This is a genomic window from Streptomyces sp. McG3, assembly GCF_018619185.1.
GTDB lineage: Bacteria > Actinomycetota > Actinomycetes > Streptomycetales > Streptomycetaceae > Streptomyces.
Window position 1 is genome coordinate 1 of the sequence record NZ_JAAXYC010000178.1, and the last position, 15,605, is coordinate 15,605.

Genomic DNA, 15,605 nt, shown 5'->3' on the forward strand with positions numbered 1-15,605 from the left:
GACTAGTCGTCGGCAGCGTCAGATGTGTATAAGCGACAGCCTGATGGCCGCTGTTCAGGGTGGAGACGGTGTACGCCGCCGGCCCCGCCAGCGACGCGGCGCAGCTCAGCCCCACCACGGCGGCCGCCAGACCCCGTCCGCCGAACCGGCCCACGACCAGCAGCCCGAGCGCACCGATCAGCCCGGCCGCCAGTACCGCCCACCGCAGCCACGGCAGGTAGTCCGGCGTACGGCCCAGCAGGACGTACGCCCAGACGACCGTCACCACGACCGTGCCCGCGAGCACCGCACGCGGCCACCACGCGCCCCGCTCCTCCCACAGCACCGTGACGCCCATGGCGACGAGCGCGGCGACATACGGGGCGAGGGCCACGGTGTAGTACTGGTGGAAGATCCCGGCCATGAGGCTGAACACGGCCGCGGTCATGATCAGCGCACCGCCCCAGGCGGCGAACGCGGCCCGCGCGGAGTCGGTCCGCGCCGCCTTCCGGGTCAGCCAGAGCCCGGCCGCCAGCAGGATCAGCGCGGCGGGCAGCAACCACGCGATCTGTCCGCCGACCTCGGAGTCGAACATCCGCCCGATGCCGGTATCGCCCCAGCCACCACCACGGCCGCCGCCTCCCCCGCCGACGCTCCCGGTCTCCTCGCCGTTGATCCGGCCGAGCCCGTTGTAGCCGAAGGTCAGCTCCAGGAACGAGTTGTTCTGCGAGCCGCCGACGTACGGGCGCGAGGAAGCCGGCATCAGCTCGACGATCGCGACCCACCAGCCCCCGGCGACGACCATGGCCAGCGCGGACAGGGCGAGTTGGCCGAGCCGCTTCGGCACGGGAACGGGGGCGCACACCGCGTACAGCACGGCCAGCGGCGGCAGGATCAGGAACGCCTGGAGGGTCTTCGTCAGAAACGCGAACCCGACCACCACCCCCGCCCAGAGCAGCCACTTCGTCCGCCCCTGCTCCAGGGCCCGCAGCACGCACCACACGCTGACGGTCATCAGCAGGGCCAGCAGCGCGTCCGGGTTGTTGAAGCGGAACATCAGCGCGGCGACGGGCGTCAGCGCGAAGACGCCCACCGCGATCAGCCCGGCGACCGGCCCGAAACGACGGCGTACGGCGGCGTTCAGGACGGCCGCCGTGGCGAGCGCCATCAGGACCTGGGGGGCCAGGATCGCCCAGGAGTTCAGCCCGAACAGCCGCACCGACAGGGCCATCGGCCAGAGCGCGGCGGGCGGCTTGTCGACGGTGATGGCGCCTCCGGAGTCCAGCGAGCCGAAGAAGAGGGCCTTCCAGCTCTGGCTGCCCGCCTGGACGGCCGCGGAGTAGAACGAGTTGGCGTATCCGGAGGCGCTGAGGTTGGAGAGGTACGCGAGGCCGACCGCCAGCAGCAGCCCGTACAGCGCGGGGCGCGCCCAGCGGGGGCCTTCCCTCCCGGTCGGCGGCGCGGCGACGGGGATCGCGGGGTCGGCGGTCGTGGTCATCGGACGTCCTCGGGTTCGGGGCGGGCGCGGGCCGGGAAGACCCAGGCGCGCAGGAGCAGGAAACGCAGCACGGTGGCCGCGAGGTTGGCGGTGATCAGCACGGCCAGCTCCGTGCCGTGGGAGGGCGATCCGGTCGCCGCCCCCAGCGCGGCGAGCGATCCGCTGGTCAGCGCGAGGCCGATGGCGAAGACCACCAGCCCCTGAGCCTGGTGGCGGACGGCCCCGCCCCGGCCGCGTACACCGAAGGTGAGGCGGCGGTTGGCGGCGGTGTTGGCGACGGCGGAGACGAGCAGCGCGCCGCCGTTGGCGAGCTGCGGGCCGACGCCGAGCCGGAAGAGGGAGTACAGCGCGAGGTAGAACAGCGTCGACAGCACGCCCACGCAGCAGAACCCGACGAGCTGGCGGGCCAGTCCGCGCTCCACCCCGGTCAGCGCCCGGTCGCGCGGGTCGTCCCCGAAGGGCCGGGCCAGCCGGTCCAGCGGCAGCGCGCCGACGGCCAGCGCCCGCCCCACCCGCCACACCCCTTTCAGGTCCTCGGTGGCCGTCCGCACGATGCGGACCGTCGACGCGGGGTCGTCGATCCAGTCGACGGGCACCTCGTGGATGCGCAGCCCGGCCCGCTCGGCGAGGACCAGCAGCTCGGTGTCGAAGAACCAGCCGCTGTCCTCCACCATCGGCAGCAGCCGCTCGGCGACCTCGCGCCGGATCGCCTTGAACCCGCACTGGGCGTCGCTGAACCCGGCGGCCAGCGAGGAGCGCAGGATCAGGTTGTAGGCGCGCGAGACGAATTCCCGCTTCGGCCCCCGCACCACCCGCGAACTCCTCGCGAGGCGGGAGCCGATGGCCAGGTCGGAGTGGCCGGAGATCAGCGGGGCGACCAGCGGGAGGAGGGCGTTGAGGTCGGTGGAGAGGTCGACGTCCATATAGGCGAGGACCGGTGCGTCGGACTCCGCCCAGACCGTACGCAGCGCCCGCCCCCGGCCCTTCTCCGCCAGCCGCACGTACCGCACCCCGGGCAGCTCCGCGGCGAGCGACGCGGCGACGGCGGGGGTGGAGTCGGTGCTGGCGTTGTCGGCGACGGTGATGCGGAAGGGGTACGGGAAGGTCCGCGCGAGATGGGCGTGCAGGCGCACGACGCAGGGGCGGAGGTCCTTCTCCTCGTTGTACACGGGGACGACGACGTCGAGCAGGGGGACGTCGGCGGCGGCCGGGCCACGGGCCGGGAGGTGCTCCCTGACCGGCAGACGGGCGCGGGGCCCGCCGTTCCCGCTGCTGCGGCCGGTCGCGCCGGGGCCGCTCCGGAGGCTGTCGGTTGTCATGCTCCGACGTTCGCGAACCGTGCTGTCACACCGGTGTGCTGAGCCTGTCCCCGCCCTGTGAGTCCGCGTGCAGTGCTTCGTCCGCATCCGCCGTGTCCGGGCGGAGCGCTGCGTCCGCTCCCGCCGTGTCCGCACGGAGCGCTGCGTCCGCTCTCGTTGAGTCGGCGCGGACCCCCACGTCCACTCCCGCTGCGTCCGCGCGGAGCGCTTCATCCGCTTCCGCCGGCAGCTCGATCACGAACACCGTGCGGCCCGGCTCCGACTCCACCCGTACGCGCCCGCCGTGCGCGGAGACGACGGCCTGCACGATGGCCAGGCCGAGCCCGGTGGACCCGGTCGCCCCTCCCGTACCGGCCCCGCGCGAGCGGGAGGCGTCACCCCGGGCGAACCGTTCGAAGACGTGCGGCAGCAGCTCCGCCGGGATGCCGGGCCCGTCGTCGCCCACCGTCACCGTGACCGGCCCCCCGGCGCGCGCGGACGGCCGCACGGCCACGGTGACGGTGGTCCCCGGCGGGGTGTGGGTGCGGGCGTTGGCCAGCAGGTTGACCAGCACCTGCCGGAACCGGTCGGGATCGGCGCGTACGGTCACGGGCTCGGCGGGCAGTTCGAGCCGCCAGCGGTGCAGGGCGTCCCGGCCCGGAGCGCCTTGGCCGGCCGCCCGGACGCCCCGGCCCGGCGACACCCCCTGGTCCACCGCCTGAGCGTCCCGGCCAGGCGCGCACCGGTCCGCCGCCCGGACGCTCCGGCCCCGCGCCCCTTGGTCCGCCGCCCGGACGTCCCGGCCCGGCGCACACTGGTCAACCGCCCCGGCATCGCGGCCCGGCGGCACCCCCTGGTCCGCCGCACGGGCGTCGCTGATCGCGTCCACGACCAGCGGCAGCAGATCGGTGCTCGCGTACGAGAGCGGACGCCCGGCGTCCAGCCGGGCCAGCAGCAGCAGATCCTCCACCAGGCCCGTCATCCGGTCCGCCTCCGACTCGATCCGCCCCAGCGCGTGCCGGGTGACCGGATCGGGGTCCGGCGCTTCCCGGCCCCCGGTGGCGCGCCGGGTCAGCTCGGCGTAGCCCCGGATCGAGGCCAGCGGGGTGCGCAGCTCGTGGCTGGCGTCGGCGACGAACTGCCGGACCCGCGTCTCGCTCTCCTGGCGGGCGGCGAGGGCCGAACCGACGTGCCCGAGCATCCGGTTGAGCGCCGCACCCACCTGCCCGACCTCCGTACGCGGGTCGGCCTCGGCGTCCGGGACCCGCTCCAGGAGAGCCACCTCCCCGCTGTGCAGGCGGAGTTCGGAGACCCGGGTGGCTGTGGCGGCGACCCGGCGCAACGGCCGCAGGGCGACCCCGACGAGCACCGTGCCCGCGATCGACGCGGCCAGCAGCCCGGCGGCGGTGACGCAGACCTCGACGACGATCAGGGTGGTCAGCGCACCGCTCACCTCGGCGCTGGGGATACCGACGAGGACGATGTACCCCTCGGCGGTGTTCGCGGCCTCGACCCGGTAGCCGCCGAGCCCCGGGAGATCGACGCTCCGGGCCCCCTCGCCGGTGGCCGGCGCGACCGCCTCCAGGGCGCCCCGCTGCTCCCCGGTCAGCGGCTTCGCGCTCTCCTGGGCGCGCAGCCCGCTGTCCTCGACGACCTTCGACGCGGTGACGTCCCCGTCCTCGCCGAGAAGGGCCCCGAACGTGCCGAGCGGCTGCCCGCCCCCGCCGACGAAGCCGAGCGGACCCGCCTCGCGCAACGCCTGGGGCACCGGGCCCGGCGGGCGCTGGGCGCGCTCGGCGACGGAGTGCAGCTGGTCGTCGAGCTTGCCGTACATGTAGCTGTGGAAGGCGATCGCGGTGACGGACCCGATGACGGCGGCGACGACGGCGATCAGCGAGACCGCCGACACGACGAGCCGGGTCCGCAGCGTCCACGGCCGCCGCACCACTCCCGCGCCCCGCCCCCTACTCACCGGGCTTGATCAGATACCCCGCGCCGCGCCGGGTGTGGATCATCGGGGTGCGCCCGGCGTCGATCTTCTTGCGGAGGTAGGAGATGTAGAGCTCCACGACGTTGGCCTGACCGCCGAAGTCGTAGTTCCAGACCCGGTCGAGGATCTGCGCCTTGCTGAGCACCCGGCGCGGATTGCGCATCAGGAAGCGCAGCAGTTCGAACTCGGTGGCCGTGACGTGGATCGCGTCCCCGCCCCGGCTCACCTCGTGGCTGTCCTCGTCGAGCACCAGGTCCCCGACGACGAGCGTGGACTCGGCGCGGCCGGCGGCGACGGCCGAGCCCGAGCGGCGGATGAGCCCGCGCAGCCGGGCCACGACCTCCTCCAGGCTGAACGGCTTGGTCACGTAGTCGTCACCGCCCGCGGTGAGCCCGGCGATCCGGTCCTCGACGGCGTCCCGGGCGGTCAGGAAGAGGACCGGCACATCGTCGTACTCACGGCGCAGCCGGCCCAGCACGGACAGCCCGTCCATGTCGGGGAGCATCACGTCCAGGACCACCGCGTCCGGCCGGAAGTCCCGCGCGGCCCGGACGGCACCGGCCCCGTCCCCGGCGCTGCGCACCTCCCACCCCTCGTACCGCAGGGCCATCGACAGCAGCTCGGCGAGCGGAGCCTCGTCGTCCACGACCAGGACCCGTACGGGGGTACGGTCCGGCCTGCGCAGTTCGGTACGCCCCTGGGGCGAGGTCGTCGTCGTCATGGGGACCACTCTGTGAGGCACCCGTGAGAGGAGCCTGACCCGTTCCTGTGAATTTCCTGAGAAAGCGGCGCGGTTCCGGGGCGACAGGCTCTAGGTGGACTGAGCGGGGAACAACGCGGCGGCGTTCCCGTGACAGACCGCCCGCAACCACGCGTCCCCCAACCCGAGCCGCTCCAGCGCCTGGAGCTGATGGACGTACGGGTAGGGGATGTTCGGGAAGTCGGTCCCGAGCAGGACACGGTCCCCGAGGTCGGCGAGCCGCCCCCGCTCCGCAGCCGGGAAGGGGCTGAACCCCTCGCTGAAGTCGGTGAACGCCATCGTGGTGTCGAGCCGGACCTCCGGATACGCCTCCGCCAGCGCCAGGAACTCCGCGTACTCCGGCATCCCCATGTGCGCGACGACCAGCCGCAGCCGGGGATGACGCGCCAGCAGCCGCCCGATCGGACCGGGCCCGGTGTGCGCGCCCGGCGCGGGCCCCGACCCGCAGTGGGTGACCACCGGGATCCCGGCCTCCGCGAGCAGCCCCCACGCGGGGTCCAGGAGCGGGTCGTTGGGGTCGTACGCGCCGACCTGGAGGTGGGACTTGAAGACCCGCGCCCCCGCCTCGACGGCCTCCTTCACGTACACCTCCACACCGTCCTCCGGGAAGAGGGTCGCGGTGTGCAGGCAGTCGGGGCTCCGGGCCGCGAAGTCGGCGGCCCAGCCGTTCAGCCAGCGGGCCATGCCGGGCTTGTGGGGATAGACCATGGAGGTGAAGCGCAGCACCCCGAACGACCGCAGCAGCTCCAGCCGCCGCTCCTCCTCGTACCGGTAGGTGATCGGCCACTCCAGGCCGGTGAGCGGTCCGACGGCGTCGAAGTAGGCCCACACCTTGCGCAGGACCTGGTCCGGCATGAAGTGGGTGTGCACGTCGATGATCCCGGGCAGCCCGAGCCGCTTCCAGAACCGCACCACGTCATCGCTCTCCGGCCCCACGGACGCTCTCCCTCGGTCGACGGTCAGAACAACCCACCCTGCACACCGCCGCCGCCGATGTCGATGAGGGGGACACGTACATCACTCTCCGCCACGGCGGACACGGCTCCCGCGGACCCGGCCTCCGCGGACATGGCCTCCGCGGGGACGGCCTCCGCGGGCACTGCGGCGAGGTCCCATCCGGTGATCAGCCGCGTGTCCAGGACGACCACGCCCACGCCCTCCACCGCCAGGTGCAGATCGGGCCCGGCCGCCGCGACCAGCCGCCCCGCGACGACGCCCCCGTCGACCAGCTCCCGCACCGACCGGACGGGAGCGGGGGCCCGGTCCAGCCCGAACAGGGCGACCTGATCGACGACTTCGAGAGGCAGCCGCTCCAACGACTCCGGCCAGCCGCGCCCTTCGAGTGCGGCGGCCCGTCCGTACAGCTCCGCCACCTCGGCGGCCCGCTCCTCGCGCCCGGGAAGCCGCCCGCGCACGGCCCGCTTCCTGGCGTACGGGATCCGGTCGGGCACTTGGAGGGCCGCCCGCAGCACCTCCTCGGTCCGCCGGGCCGCCATGAGGGGCCCGCGCCCCAGCCAGCTGAAGACCACGGCCCCCTGCTCCCGCAGCCGGGCCGCCCCGCGCTCCTCACCGGTGATCCCGACCTTGACCAAGCCGGGCCCGAACCAGGCGAGATACACGCGGTACGTCCGGGGGTCGTCAGCCATCGTGTCGGCGGCCACCGAATGCGCCCGGTCCAGCCGCGCGCACTCGGCGCACCGCCCGCCGGTGGAACGCCCCGGCACCACCGCGCCCAGCGGGCACACATTCCCCCGGGCGCCCACGCAGTGCCGCTCCCCGAGGGCCCGGAACCCGAGGCCGGCCCCGTACGCGAGCACGCTCACCCGCCGGTCGCCGCGCCTGCTCCACCCCAGCTCGGGCACCTGCCCGGGCCACCGCACCCCGGCGCACCACCACCCACCGGACACCCGGACCCCGCTCTCTCCTCCACCGGCACCAGATCACCGGTCGAACCGGCCCGGCGATGCTACGCGTAGCCTCCGACACCCTCGATCCGCCGCCGCATCGCGGCCATGCGCCGTTCGAACCGCCGGTTGAGCAAGATGATCCAGCCCATGAACCCCACGCCGAAGCCGAGGCCCCACAGCCCGACCGGCACGTTGCCCGCGGCGAACCAGAAGAACGGCATCCCGAGGAAGAGCAGCCCGAGGAAGGGAAGGGCCCACCACCGGTTGCGCCGCAGCTTCTCCTCCCGCCGCCGGATCAACCGCACCATGGCCGCCTGTTCGGCCGGGTCCTCGGGCAGTTCGCCGTTCTTCGCGATGCGCCGCTCCAGCTCCGGCACCCGCGCGGCCTCGGTGCCCACGGCACGCGCGTCCCGCCGCCGGCGCCGCATCAGCAGCCAGGTCATCAGACCCGCGTAGACGAACCCGCCGACCAGAATGCCCGGCCACCCCGACCATCCGTAGAAGGCCAGCTGGATACCGACCCACACCACCAGCACCAGCAGCCCCATCGCCCACCACCGGTCCTGCCAACGCTCTTCCCGCCCGTGCTCCTTCGACCTCATAGCCGACCTCCGAGAGGAACGCGTCCGTCACGCCCCCGTACAACGTCGGCTACCCCGCCACCGGCCCTCCGAACGACCGCCGGGGAGGGCCGTTATGATCCGGCCCATGGCGCTGACCGGGAACCAGGTGGATCTGTTCGAGGCTTCCATGCCCCGGCTGAAGGCCATCGCCTACCGCCTCCTCGGCTCCGCGAGCGATGCCGAGGACGCCGTCCAGGACACGTTCCTGCGCTGGCAGTCCGCCGACATCGACCGCATCGAGGTCCCCGAGGCCTGGCTGACGAAGGTCCTCACCAACCTCTGCCTCAACCAGCTCACCTCGGCGCGCGCCCGGCGCGAGACCTACGTGGGCCAGTGGCTGCCCGAACCGCTGCTCGCCGGGGACCCGATGCTCGGCCCCGCCGACACCGTCGAACAGCGCGAATCGGTCTCGTACGCGGTCCTCGCCCTCATGGAGCGCCTCTCCCCCAACGAGCGGGTGGTGTACGTGCTGCGGGAGGCGTTCGCGTATCCGCACGGGAAGATCGCCGAGATCCTCGACACCACGGAGTCCGCGAGCCAGCAGCTGTTCCACCGCGCCAAGAAGCACATCGCGGCGGGCCGGCCCCGGAGCGAGATCGACGAGGCCGCCGCCCGGCGGATCGTCGAGGAGTTCCTCACGGCCGCCACCAGCGGCCGGACCGAACCACTCGTCCGGCTGCTCACCGAAGACGCCGTCGCGATCGGCGACGGCGGCGGAAAGGTACCGGCCCGCACGAAGCCGTTCGAGGGCGCGTCGGCCGTCGCGAAGTTCATGCGGAGCCTGTTCACCCCCAACCAGGCCGCCCGCAACCTCCTCGGCGGCACGGCGGAGGTCCACGTCTCGTACGCCAACGGGCTGCCCGCGCTCGTGGTCACCGTCGACGGCCGGGTCATCGGCGTCCTGTGCCTGGAGATCACGGCGGACGGCATCGCCGCGTTCCGCAACCAGGCCAACCCCGACAAGCTCGACCGCGCGACGCGTCAGTGGGCGGCGACCGACCACGGCGAGCCGGCCCTCCGCATCAACTGACCCCTATGACGCAGGCCACATTCCCCACCTGTCAGGAATCGCGGGGCTGCCCGGTTCAAGGGGCGAAACCGCGCGAGACAGGAGCGAAGGACATGCAGCAGAACATCCAGCAGCACCGCGTCGTCGTCATCGGAGCCGGCTACACCGGAGCGAGTGCCGCCGGACGCCTCGCCAGGCGACTGCGCCGCGAGGACGTCTCCATCACCCTCGTCAACGCCGAACCGGACTTCGTCGAACGCGTCCGGATGCACCAGCTCGCGGTGGGCCAGGACCTCCGCCCCCGCCCCTTCCGCGAGATGTTCGCCGGCACGGCCGTCCGGCTGCGCCTCGGCAAGGTCACGGGCATCGACGTCGACCGCCGAACGGTGTCCGTCACCGCCCCGGACGGAGCCGACGAGCCGGCGACCCTGCCGTACGACACCCTCGTCTACGCCCTGGGCAGCGCCTGGAACACCCACGCCGTCCCCGGGGCCGCCGAACACGCCCACGACATCGCCGGCCGCCCCGGAGCCCTGCGCCTGCGCGACCGCCTGGCCTCCCTCGCCCCCGGCTCGCCCGTGGTCGTCGTCGGCGGCGGCCTCACCGGCGTGGAGGCCGCGACGGAGCTGGCCGAGACCCGCCCGGACCTGGACGTCTCCCTGGCCGCCCGGGGAGCACTGGGCGACTGGCTCTCCCCCAAGGGCGCCGGGCACCTGCGGAAGGTCTTCACCGACCTGCGGATCACGACCCACGAACACGCCGACGTCACCGCCGTGCACGCCGACCGCGTCACCACCACCGAGGGCGACATCCCGGCCGCGGTCACGGTCTGGACGACGGGCTTCGCGGTCCACCCGATCGCCCGGGCCACGACCCTGGAGACCGCCGACAACGGCCTGATCGTGGTCGACGACACCATGCGCTCGACCTCGCACCCGGACGTGTACGCCATCGGCGACGCGGCCCTGGTCGCGGGCCCCGGCGGCAAGCCGCTGCGCATGTCGTGCGCCTCGGGCGTCCCCACCGCCTGGCAGGCGGCCGACGCCATCGCGGCCCGCCTCACCGGCACCAAGCTCCCGACCATCTCGGCCCGCTACTTCAACCAGTGCGTCTCCCTCGGCCGCAAGGAGGGCCTGATCCAGTACGTCACCGCCGACGACCGGGCCGTCAGCGCGGCCCTGACCGGCCGCGTGGCCGCCCTCTACAAGGAGCTGGTCTGCAAGGGCGCGGCCTGGGGCGTCGCGAACCCGACGATGGGCCTGCCGACCCGCCGCCGCCGGGTCACGGCGGACCGGACGCGGGCGACCGCCACAACCGCTGCCGCCGAAGCGGCTTGAGGCTGTCCCGACCGCCCCAGGACCGACAGGCGGGAGAGGCCCCCAGGGGGAATCCTGGGGGCCTCCGGCCCGCTGAACGCAGCCCGTCGGCACCGCGCGTTCCCGGCGCGCCGGGCGTTGAAGAAGCCACGGCGTCGCCCGGAACGGGAAGCATCGCCGGTCGTCCTCCGTCTGGTCGTGGGCCACCCGCCGGTGGCACCATCTGGGGGATGCCCGCTTCCCTTCAGGTCGGCCCGTACACCGTCATCGCGCTCGCCGATGGCGCGGGCCCCTTCTTCTCCCCCAGGTCGGAGGCGTTCCCCGACGCCACCACCGCGCAGTGGGCGGACGCCGACCGGCTCGATCCCTTCCCGAACGCCGCATACCTGTTGCAGCAGGCCGAAGTCGAAGCGATCGAGAGCATCAACCCGCAGCTGCGGTCCGCTGTGCTCGACCCACTGCGAAAGACCGTTCAGCCTCTACCTCGCGACCCCACACCTGACCGAGCCGTTCGCGGCTCGCCGACTCACCCGGAGGGACCCGGCCCTCAGCGTCCGTGGCCCGACCGGCACTTCCCCGAGAGGGCTGTGGTCGCGGTACTGCGCTGCTGTACCCCTACACCGATTTCGTGGTCCCGGCACTCCGGCGATGCATCCCGCGGTAGATCACCCAGAGGCTGACCAGAACAAGCACCGCTCCACCGATGGGCCAACCCACGGAGGCACCATCGCGATAGTCCCTGATGCCTATGGCGAGAAGGAGAACGGACAGGGGCAGTCCCGCCCAGTCGAGGGCCCTGTTCAATCTGTCGGTTATCGAAGGCTGGTTCACAGCATGATCCTGGCAGACGCGTGTGATCCCCAACAGATGCGAGCTCGCAGCGAGGGCAGAAGGTTATTTCGCAGCCTCGTCCGTGGGCCTCTTCGCGGCCACACTGCGCGCGGTCGGCACCGGGGGCTTCCTCCCCTACGACAAGGATCAGCGGTGAGGTGGGGAGAAGGACGAGACGGTGCTCCGCAGGGACGTGGCGCACCAGCCCGAGATCACCATCATCCCTACGCTGACCCGGCGCGGACGCGGCACCGTCAAGGTCTTCGCCTCCGGGCACGGCGACTGCATCCTGGAGGAAGCCGCCGAACTGGCCGCGAAACTCGGCGTCGTGCACGACGTGGTCAGCGCCCGCGCCGTACGCCCCCTCCGACCGCTTCTGCCAGTCCGAAGGACTGGCCACCCTCGGCTTCAGCCACACGACACACTTGTAGCCCTTCGAGGGGAAAGTGCGCGCTTGCGGTACATCGCCGCTGTACGGGCAACGCCAGAGGCCCCCAGGATGTCTCCTGGGGGCCTCTGGCCTGCTGTGCACTCGGCAGGATTCGAACCTGCAACCTTCTGATCCGTAGTCAGATGCTCTATCCGTTAAGCTACGAGTGCTTGGCGTTCCGGGCTTTTTTCTCCCCGGTCGGCGTTGCGAGAACAACATTACATGACCTGCGCCGTGACGCGAAATCCATTAGCCGCACCGCTGCCGACCTGCGGAAACGGCCTTCCGAGGACCGTCTCGACCACCCTCCCGAACCAGCCACGAACCGGCCCCGGCACCCCCTCCGCGCCCTCGCGCGTCCCGGAACGGCCGAAGCCCCGTGCCAGGGGCACGGGGCTTCGGGGTGGAGCGGAGGCGGAGGGATTTGAACCCTCGATGGGCTTTAAGACCCAAACCGCATTAGCAGTGCGGCGCCATAGACCGGACTAGGCGACGCCTCCTCCACACACCTCGCGCGGACGCGAGTGGTGCGTGCAGATGATGACACAGTCGAGCGTCGTGCCACCAATCGCCGCCAACGTTACTAGGCCCCCGGGTGCCAGGGCAAAGCAGTTCGGCGTGGTGCCGCAACATCCGGGCGTGGTGCGCGTTAGAGAGGGGTGGGGGCTCCGGTCTCCGTCAGTCGTCGTCGCCCGTCAGTCGTCCGTCAGCCGTGGCGCCCGGGCGGGTCGGTGATCACCCGTGACCGCCGCCCGTGGCCGACCCCGCTGCAGAGATCCTGGAGCTTCCGCATGCTGCGCCGTCTCGCCCTCACCGCCGTCGTCTCGCTCGCCGCGCTCGCCACCGCCGTGCCGGCGTCCACCGCCTCCGGCCCCGCGTCCTCCGGTCCGACGCCCGCCGCCGTGCCCACCTCCGGGCCGTTCGCCGCCGCCCGGCCCTCCCTCGGGCCGCTGCCCATGCCCATCCCGCTGCCCGGGTTCCTGGACGGCGGGGACGGCAAGGGCACGGGTGAGGCGAGCGAGGTGCTGACGCGGCTCACCGTGTCCGTCGAGAACACCGGGGTCGCCGGGGCCGACGGCACCTTCGAGCTGGAGTGCGGGCCCACCGGGGGCAGCCACCCGCGGGGGCAGGCGGCCTGTGACCGGCTGGCGGAGGCCGGCGCCACCCGGTCCGGGCGGCAGGAGCTGTTCCGGCCGACCCCCGAGGGCACGATGTGCACGATGATCCACGGCGGCGACGCCACCGCGCGCATCGTGGGCACCTGGGAGGGACGGGCCGTGGACACCACCGCGAGCCGCCGCGACGGATGCGAGATCGCGCGCTGGAACAGCCTCGTGCCGGTGCTCCCGGATGTTCGATAGCCCGTCGGCCGCGGCGTAGAAGCGTCCGCGTCCGCGTTTCCGCCGCAGACGGATCCGGGGGCCCACGCGCCCCGGGCGACAGGGCCGCAGCGCGCGTCCGCGCACGTCACAGGGTGCGCGGACGCTCACGTCATGGGCCCGCGGCGTACACGCCGCGCACAGAACCTTGGTGAGAGCTCCCCCTCATCCGCCGCCCCCGGGGCCTCCCCTGCCCTTAGACTCCTCCAGTGACAGTCTGCGGCCCGAGGGGCAAGATGGGGCCCGCTGTCGGCAAGGTGCGGTAATCAGGGAGGAAGCGTCGTCGTGAGCAGCAGGCCATCCCGAGGCACTGCTCGCCTCGCAGCCATACTCGATGCCCTTCCTGACGGGCTTCTGCTCGTCAATTGCAACGGCACGGTCGTCAACGCCAACGCCATCGCCCTCGAAATGTTCGAGACCCCGGGCACCGCGCTCGTCGGTCGCGGACTGCTCGATCTGCTGCCGGAGTTCGACTCCAAGCTGATCCCGGGTTCGATGCGCCGGCCCGAGGCTGCGGACGAGCAGGGCAGGACCAAGCCGACGCGGATGACCGCGCGGCGCACCGACGGCCACGAGTACCCGGTCGAGGTCACCAGCGCGAGCCTCGACAGCGGGCAGGCCGCCTACAACGACATCCACTCCAGCTACACCGGTGACGAGCTGCTCATGCTCGTCGTGCGGGACCTCTCCGGCACCGTCGACACCGAGGCGGAGCTGGCCCGTTCGCAGCGGCAGACCGAGATGATCCTGCGGGCCGCCTCCGAGGGCGTCGTCGGCACGGACACCGACGGGCGCGTCGTCCTCGTCAACCCGGCCGCCGCGCAGATCCTCGGCTTCCGGGCCAGTGACCTCGGCGGCCAGGAGCTGCATCCGCTGATCCTGCACTCGCGGGCGGAGGGCGAGCCGTTCCCGTACGAGGACTCCCCGCTCGCCGACACCCTCAAGTCCGGGCGCAAGCACCGGGTGCGCGGGCAGGTGCTGTGGTCCAAGAGCGGTGCGCAGGTGCCGGTGGACCTCACGACCGCGCCGGTACGGGACGGGGACCAGCTCGTCGGCGCGGTGATGACGTTCACCGACCGCCGGCCGTACGAGGAGTTGTCGACGCAGCACGAGAGCGTCGTCGCCGAGCTGACCACGAGCCACTCCGCCGAGGTCACCGCGCTCAAGGAGGCGCACGCCGCCGAGCTGGAGGCGCTGAAGGAGGCGCACGCCGCCGAGCTCGCCGACCGCAGCGAGCGCTACGCCGCCGAGATCGAGGGACAGGCCGAGCTGCTCGCCTCCCTGGGCGCCCAGCACTCCCAGCTCACCGCCGTCCTCGGCGGTTCGCTGCGCGGGCCCCTGGAGGAGCTGCGCGGCGAGCTGTCCACGCTCGCCTCCGACCCGGCCGGGCAGCTGTGGCCCGAGGCCAACCAGATCCTGCACCATCTCGCCGCCGGGTACGCCCGGATGACCACGCTCGTCGACAACGTGCTGGGGTACCAGCGCCTGGACGCGGGGATGGAGGGGCTGCACAAGGCCCCGGCGATGGTGGACGGCATCGTCACGGGCGGCATCGACGGGGCGGTCGAGCTGATCGGCCCCGGGCGGGCCCAGTTCGCCGTGCACGCCCCGCCGATCGAGGCCGAGGTCGACGCGCCCCGGCTCGCGACCGCCATCGCCCACCTCGTCGCGGACGTCTGCGGCGTCGATTCGACCGGCAAGACCCGGGCCGTTCCCGGCGGCGGCTATGTCGACTCCACCGTGGTCGTGGCCGCGGCCCAGCGGGGTGACGTCGTACGGATCGAGGTCCGTGGCCCGTTCGCCGGGGGCGACCCGGTGCACGAGCCGATCGTGCGCGGCATCGTCCGGGCGCACGGCGGGGTCCTCCAGACGCACGAGATGCCGGGCATGAGCGGCAGCGCGTACGTGCTCGACCTGCCCATCGGCACCGCGTCCGGCACGATCGCGCCCCCGGCGGCGGACGGCACCGCCCTGCTGCCGGAACCTCCCCCCGCCGCCTCCTCGTCGCCCGAGGGGCTGGGAGCTCCGGGCGTCACCAGCGGCGGCCGGCGCCGGGCGCGCAGGTCCTCCACCGACGCGTTCCTGGACAGCCCCGGCGGTACGCCGGAGAGCGTCGGCGACAACGCGGTGGGTGCCGTGGCTCCCGCTCCCGATGACCGCCCGGCCGCCGAGCCGACCGGGCGGCGGCGGGCGCGCCGTGGACCGGCCGCGCCCGAGGAGCAGCAGGCCCCCGAGCTGATCCCGGCCCAGCAGGGTGAGGGTTCCGGGCGTCGGCGCGGCCGGCCCAGCCCGGCCGAGGCGGCCCCGGGCGCGGTTCCGGCCGACGCCGCCCGGGAGCAGCCCCAGCCACCGCAGCGGGGGGCGCTGGCCCTCACCTCCGCCCCGTCCGCCGCCCCTTCCGAGGGGTCGGTCGTCACCGCGGCCGAGAACGCCCAGGGCGGCGGTCGCCCGCAGCTCGGGCAGACCGTGCCGCCGCAGGGCGTCCCGGTGGACCCGCAGCAGCCCGTACCGCCCACCGGGCGGCGGGCCCGTCGTGACGGCGAGCCCGGCCGCCCCGCCCCTGTCTCTTATACCCATCTCCGTGC

Annotated in this window: 11 protein-coding genes and 2 tRNA genes; 4 read left to right on the top strand and 9 right to left on the bottom strand. The window is 73.3% G+C overall.

Annotated elements, in window-relative coordinates; genetic code table 11:
- The 7 genes from HET64_RS24995 to HET64_RS25025 form a co-directional block, all read right to left on the bottom strand.
- Positions 1-1,477: glycosyltransferase family 39 protein (locus HET64_RS24995; protein ID WP_215109188.1), on the bottom strand; the 1,477-nt coding region annotated here is incomplete at its 3' end.
- Positions 1,474-2,796, bottom strand: coding sequence for a bifunctional glycosyltransferase family 2/GtrA family protein (locus HET64_RS25000; RefSeq protein ID WP_215109190.1), 1,323 nt, complete (start codon positions 2,794-2,796; stop codon positions 1,474-1,476). The genes HET64_RS25000 and HET64_RS24995, both read right to left, overlap by 4 nt.
- A gap of 25 nt (positions 2,797-2,821) precedes the next feature.
- Complete coding sequence (locus HET64_RS25005) at positions 2,822-4,723, bottom strand: cell wall metabolism sensor histidine kinase WalK (RefSeq protein WP_215109204.1); 1,902 nt, start codon at positions 4,721-4,723, stop codon at positions 2,822-2,824.
- Between the two features lie 16 nt (positions 4,724-4,739).
- On the bottom strand, positions 4,740-5,486 hold the full coding sequence (locus tag HET64_RS25010; RefSeq protein ID WP_215109191.1) for a response regulator transcription factor: 747 nt from the start codon (positions 5,484-5,486) through the stop codon (positions 4,740-4,742).
- Between the two features lie 90 nt (positions 5,487-5,576).
- On the bottom strand, positions 5,577-6,461 hold the full coding sequence (locus tag HET64_RS25015) for an amidohydrolase family protein (protein ID WP_215109192.1): 885 nt from the start codon (positions 6,459-6,461) through the stop codon (positions 5,577-5,579).
- A gap of 23 nt (positions 6,462-6,484) precedes the next feature.
- On the bottom strand, positions 6,485-7,432 hold the full coding sequence (locus tag HET64_RS25020) for a DUF2797 domain-containing protein (RefSeq protein WP_215109194.1): 948 nt from the start codon (positions 7,430-7,432) through the stop codon (positions 6,485-6,487).
- Positions 7,433-7,491: 59 nt separating this feature from the next.
- Positions 7,492-8,034, bottom strand: coding sequence for a hypothetical protein (locus HET64_RS25025; RefSeq protein ID WP_215109196.1), 543 nt, complete (start codon positions 8,032-8,034; stop codon positions 7,492-7,494).
- A gap of 106 nt (positions 8,035-8,140) precedes the next feature.
- On the opposite strand from HET64_RS25025, the gene HET64_RS25030 reads away from it, so the two are divergent.
- Entirely contained in the window at positions 8,141-9,085 is a 945-nt protein-coding gene (locus HET64_RS25030; protein ID WP_215109197.1) for an RNA polymerase sigma-70 factor, read from the top strand.
- Positions 9,086-9,177: 92 nt separating this feature from the next.
- On the top strand, positions 9,178-10,401 hold the full coding sequence (locus tag HET64_RS25035; RefSeq protein ID WP_215109199.1) for an NAD(P)/FAD-dependent oxidoreductase: 1,224 nt from the start codon (positions 9,178-9,180) through the stop codon (positions 10,399-10,401).
- Positions 10,402-11,738: 1,337 nt separating this feature from the next.
- Here HET64_RS25035 and HET64_RS25040 read toward each other — a convergent pair.
- Positions 11,739-11,811, bottom strand: a tRNA-Arg gene (locus tag HET64_RS25040).
- A 239-nt stretch (positions 11,812-12,050) separates the two neighbouring features.
- A tRNA-Ser gene (locus tag HET64_RS25045) sits at positions 12,051-12,141 on the bottom strand.
- A 291-nt stretch (positions 12,142-12,432) separates the two neighbouring features.
- On the opposite strand from HET64_RS25045, the gene HET64_RS25050 reads away from it, so the two are divergent.
- Positions 12,433-13,002, top strand: a complete 570-nt coding sequence (locus HET64_RS25050; protein ID WP_215109200.1) for an SSI family serine proteinase inhibitor — start codon at positions 12,433-12,435, stop codon at positions 13,000-13,002.
- A 303-nt stretch (positions 13,003-13,305) separates the two neighbouring features.
- A partial coding sequence (locus HET64_RS25055; protein WP_215109201.1) for a PAS domain-containing sensor histidine kinase occupies positions 13,306-15,605 on the top strand: 2,300 nt, incomplete at its 3' end.

What these genes read in the sequence shown, in the direction of transcription:
- HET64_RS25000 (WP_215109190.1), bottom strand. Translation starts at nt 2,796, where the DNA reads ATGACAACCGACAGCCTCCGGAGCGGCCCCGGCGCGACCGGCCGCAGC.
- HET64_RS25010 (WP_215109191.1), bottom strand. Translation starts at nt 5,486, where the DNA reads ATGACGACGACGACCTCGCCCCAGGGGCGTACCGAACTGCGCAGGCCG.
- HET64_RS25025 (WP_215109196.1), bottom strand. Translation starts at nt 8,034, where the DNA reads ATGAGGTCGAAGGAGCACGGGCGGGAAGAGCGTTGGCAGGACCGGTGG.
- HET64_RS25030 (WP_215109197.1), top strand. Translation starts at nt 8,141, where the DNA reads ATGGCGCTGACCGGGAACCAGGTGGATCTGTTCGAGGCTTCCATGCCC.
- HET64_RS25035 (WP_215109199.1), top strand. Translation starts at nt 9,178, where the DNA reads ATGCAGCAGAACATCCAGCAGCACCGCGTCGTCGTCATCGGAGCCGGC.
- HET64_RS25050 (WP_215109200.1), top strand. Translation starts at nt 12,433, where the DNA reads ATGCTGCGCCGTCTCGCCCTCACCGCCGTCGTCTCGCTCGCCGCGCTC.